Source organism: Bradyrhizobium sp. (genome assembly GCF_016462955.1).
Lineage (GTDB): Bacteria > Pseudomonadota > Alphaproteobacteria > Rhizobiales > Xanthobacteraceae > Bradyrhizobium.
In genome coordinates, this window is sequence record NZ_JAEMSD010000477.1 from 1 (window position 1) to 3566 (window position 3566).

The window sequence follows — 3566 nt, forward strand, 5'->3', positions numbered from 1 at the left end:
TCCTGACGAAGGATGCGAGCGGTCTGGTCTCTCGATACGGCCATGAAGGCCTCCCACAAAAAAAGCGCGACCAGAGGGCGGCCGCGGTGCAGCCAGTTCCTCTCGCGGATCTCAAATATCATTGACCGAACGGTTCGGTCAATATAAAGAAACATCTCGCCGCGATTGTACTGCGCCGGTCCTTATTCGGGTTTCATGGCGTTGATCCCGATCGAAAAACCTTCCGAGAGCCTAAACCAATGGTTGTAGCCGCCAGCGAAGACCGGTCCGTCGTCCAGGAGGAGGACAGTTCCAAGCGCCGCCAGATCCTGGACGGTGCCCGCAAGGTGTTCATGGACCTCGGTTTCGACGGCGCCAGCATGGGCGAGATCGCGCGCGCCGCGCAGGTCTCCAAGGGCACGCTCTACGTCTACTTCGCCGACAAATCCGCGCTATTCGAGGCCATCATCGAGGAGGAGGCGCTCCAGCATGGCCAGGTGGTGTTCAGCTTCGATCCTGCCCGCGATGCCGACGCTACGCTGAGGGAGTTCGGCCTCGCCTATCTTCACCTTGTCTGCCGGCCCGGTGGCGGATCGGCGATCCGGACCGTCATGGCGATTGCCGAACGCATGCCTGATGTCGGCCGCCGCTATTATGCGCGCGTGTTGGACAAGAGCATCAACCGCCTCTCCGATTATCTCAGGGCGCGTGTGGTCGCGGGCGATCTCGCTATCGACGATTGCGATCTTGCCGCCTCCCAGTTCATGGAACTGGCCAAGGCTTCGCTGTTCCTGCCCTTCGTATTCCAGGCTGCACCGGCGCCGTCGGAACAGCGCATGGCCGAGGTGGTCGCCAGCGCCACGCGGATGTTCCTGGCGGCGTACAAGGCGAAGTAGCAGCGCGTTGCGCCTGCAGACGGGGCCGCACTATATTGCGGCCATGTCTCGTGATCTTCGCCCGCCGGTCGACATTCTCCACTACGAGATCGTCCAGGAACAAGCCTCGGCGCTCGGCCGGATGGGCCGCGCACTCGAACAGGCCTTGGCGCGCTTGCGCGAGTTCGATGCCGCCCATGCAGGCTCGGCGACGCCCGCCTCAATGCAGCCGGCGAGGCACAAGCTGGTGGTTGCCGCCGGCCAGGCGCTCTGGATGTTCGTGGTTCAACGTGAGGCGACGGGCCTGCGCGACAGCCGCAACATCATGCGCACCTACAACGTCCCGGCCGAGGTACAGCGCTGCATGGGGCTGGCGCCGTCGAAGCAGGCGTAGATCGCAGATTGTAGCCCGCATGAGCGACGCCGCCTATTCGTCGATATAATCGTCGTCTTCGCGCCTGTGCGCGGTGCTCTTGCGCGCACCGAGCGAACCGGTGACGGAGGGATCGCGCGCGTTGGCATAGGGTCTGCGCGATTGCGCGCGCGAGGCAACTTCGTCGCCCGACACTGCGGCTGGCTGGCAGATCAGGCGACGGCTCGGGCGGCGCATCAGATCGACGTGGATGTGGTCGTAGTGAAAGACGTTGGAGCCCGGCGCGAGCACGGTCGTGAAATGCGCGCAGGCCCCTGCCTGCACGTCGCGCAGGAAGCCCTGCTCTTCCGGCACGCCGCGCCAGCCGTCCTTCACGGTCACGCGGCGGCCGTCGGCCAGCACGAAGGCGGAAATGTCGAGCGCGTTGCCGAAGGCGTGCTCGGAGATGTGGGCCCGCGAGTTGCCGTTCATGCCGCGGCATGAATAGGCGGAGATCTGCTTGATCTCAGCCACGCGGACGCCGAACCAGCGCATCGCCGCGGGCTGCACCGTGTCGGCGAGCCAGCGGTCGAGCTCGGACACGATCGGGCAGGCCAGCGTCGCCGTCGGCTTGATCGCGACGGGCCCGACGGCCGTGACGGGATTGCCCTGCGCCGGACCAAGGCGCGGCAGGGGCTGCTGCGCCGGCGGCTGCGAGTAAGGCGCCGGCCGTGTCGGATAGCTCGGCGCATTCATGTAGCGCGCGGCTCCGGCAGCATCGGTGCCTTCGGGCGGCAAATCGATCTCGTCTTCCTGCGGCGCCACGCCAGGCGCGTTCAGCGACATCGGTCCGGCCGAGGCTCCATAGCCGGACGGCTGGCGCGTCGGGCTCTCGGGATAGTTCGACCGCGGCGGATAGGACGAGGCCGGGTAGTTCTGACCCTGCGGATAGTTCGATTGCGGCTGCCTCACGGGCCAGCGCGGCTGGTTGCCGATGCTGCCCGGCGGACGCAATGGCTCGTCGGCAAAGCCATAGGTGCCGGAGGCTTCGCCGATCGCTGCGACCTTGAGTGGAAATTCGGCGCCGCACTGGCCGGGGCCGGAAATCGGGTCGATGCGGACGATGTCCGTATTCTCCTTCACCGCGCCCGATTTCAAGCATGCGGCTTCCGCCTCGGCCCGCCACGGTTCGCGTTCGGCCTGGAAAAAGCCGCGTCCGCAACCCGCTAGCGAAACAAGGACGATGGAGCCGACGAGATACAAACGAACTCCGCGCGTCATGGACGCACGTTCGGTGAATTTACTTAAAGACTCTTCAACGTATTGATTTCAGTATTCTTTAACCATGATGGCCCGGACTTGCCTGGACCCTGCCGCCGATCAGAGACAACAACGCTGACTTTTTCGCCGAGAGACTCTCTGTTAACCATGATGGTCGCGGCAAAGTGCGTGACCAGCGGAGCGACCTCATGACGTTCGGCAGCAGACTGAGCGTTTTCACCGCCTACCTCGCCATGGCCTTCGTCGGCGCCATCGTGCTCGGGATGGTCTAGGGACAACAATCGACCGCACGGATTCCTCTCCTTCTCCCCTTGTGGGAGAAGGTGGCGCGAAGCGCCGGATGAGGGGTTCTATCCTCCCGCGCTTGTGCTCGTGGATGAAACCCCTCACCCCGGCGAGCCCGTATCTTCCAGCGGAGCTGCCCTCTCCCACAAGGGGCGAGGGCACAGTAACGCGCAGCGCATCACGAAGAGCTACGACCGCGCGCTCCATTCAGGTGACGTCGTGATCAGTTGCTCGCGCGGCGCCTCGACGCGCGTCCAGTCGTTGCCGGAGCACCAGAAGCGGCCGAGTGCGCAGGCTTCGACACGCAGCTTGCCGGAGCTCTTCAGCGTCATCCTCGCGTGATAGGTGTTGCCGCTGGAGCGGCTGTAGATGCTGCCGGTCCAGACATCGTGCTTCTTCGGCTTCATGTTGACGAGCACGCTCTCGCCCCTGCGCGAGGCGTCCGTCAGCGCGTAGCCGCACAGTGCAGGTCCACAACGCTCGATGCGGACGGTGCCCTTGGCGCCGGCGCTCTCCCATTCGCCAAGCGGCGTGTAGCTCTCGCCATTGCCAGGCTGCGCCACCGTTGCGGCCTGCTTGATCTGCGGACTCGGGTTGGTGGCGGGCGGATCGACCGCGGCGATGTTCGGCTGATCCAGGCGCGGCGGATCAACGCGCGACAGGCCGGAGAGCGCCGTTTCGCGTTTTGACGTCTCCAATCTTGGCGCCGGCGGCGGCACCGCGGGCTGTGACGTCGCCGCAGCGAGGACGGGAGGCGCCGACGGCGGCACCACGGTCGCCTGTGGCGGCTCGAC

The 3566-nt window shown here is 65.3% G+C and carries 4 protein-coding genes; 2 read left to right on the forward strand and 2 right to left on the reverse strand.

The genetic code is table 11. The features are described 5' to 3' along the window. Positions 1–239: 239 nt before the first annotated feature. Positions 240–875 carry a TetR/AcrR family transcriptional regulator gene (locus JHD07_RS32150; protein ID WP_291629456.1) on the forward strand — a complete coding sequence of 212 codons (636 nt, stop codon included), beginning with the start codon at positions 240–242 and terminating at the stop codon, positions 873–875. A 43-nt stretch (positions 876–918) separates the two neighbouring features. Next, entirely contained in the window at positions 919–1248 is a 330-nt protein-coding gene (locus JHD07_RS32155) for a DUF6665 family protein (protein ID WP_291629458.1), read from the forward strand. Between the two features lie 33 nt (positions 1249–1281). Here the strand turns inward: JHD07_RS32155 and JHD07_RS32160 are convergent, their stop codons facing one another. Together JHD07_RS32160 and JHD07_RS32165 are read right to left on the reverse strand one after the other, a co-directional pair. Then, entirely contained in the window at positions 1282–2487 is a 1206-nt protein-coding gene (locus tag JHD07_RS32160; RefSeq protein ID WP_291629460.1) for an extensin family protein, read from the reverse strand. 473 nt (positions 2488–2960) lie between these two features. Further along, a partial coding sequence (locus JHD07_RS32165; protein WP_291629462.1) for a DUF2147 domain-containing protein occupies positions 2961–3566 on the reverse strand: 606 nt, incomplete at its 5' end.

What these genes read in the sequence shown, in the direction of transcription:
- JHD07_RS32150 (WP_291629456.1), top strand. Translation starts at nt 240, where the DNA reads ATGGTTGTAGCCGCCAGCGAAGACCGGTCCGTCGTCCAGGAGGAGGAC.
- JHD07_RS32155 (WP_291629458.1), top strand. Translation starts at nt 919, where the DNA reads ATGTCTCGTGATCTTCGCCCGCCGGTCGACATTCTCCACTACGAGATC.
- JHD07_RS32160 (WP_291629460.1), bottom strand. Translation starts at nt 2,487, where the DNA reads ATGACGCGCGGAGTTCGTTTGTATCTCGTCGGCTCCATCGTCCTTGTT.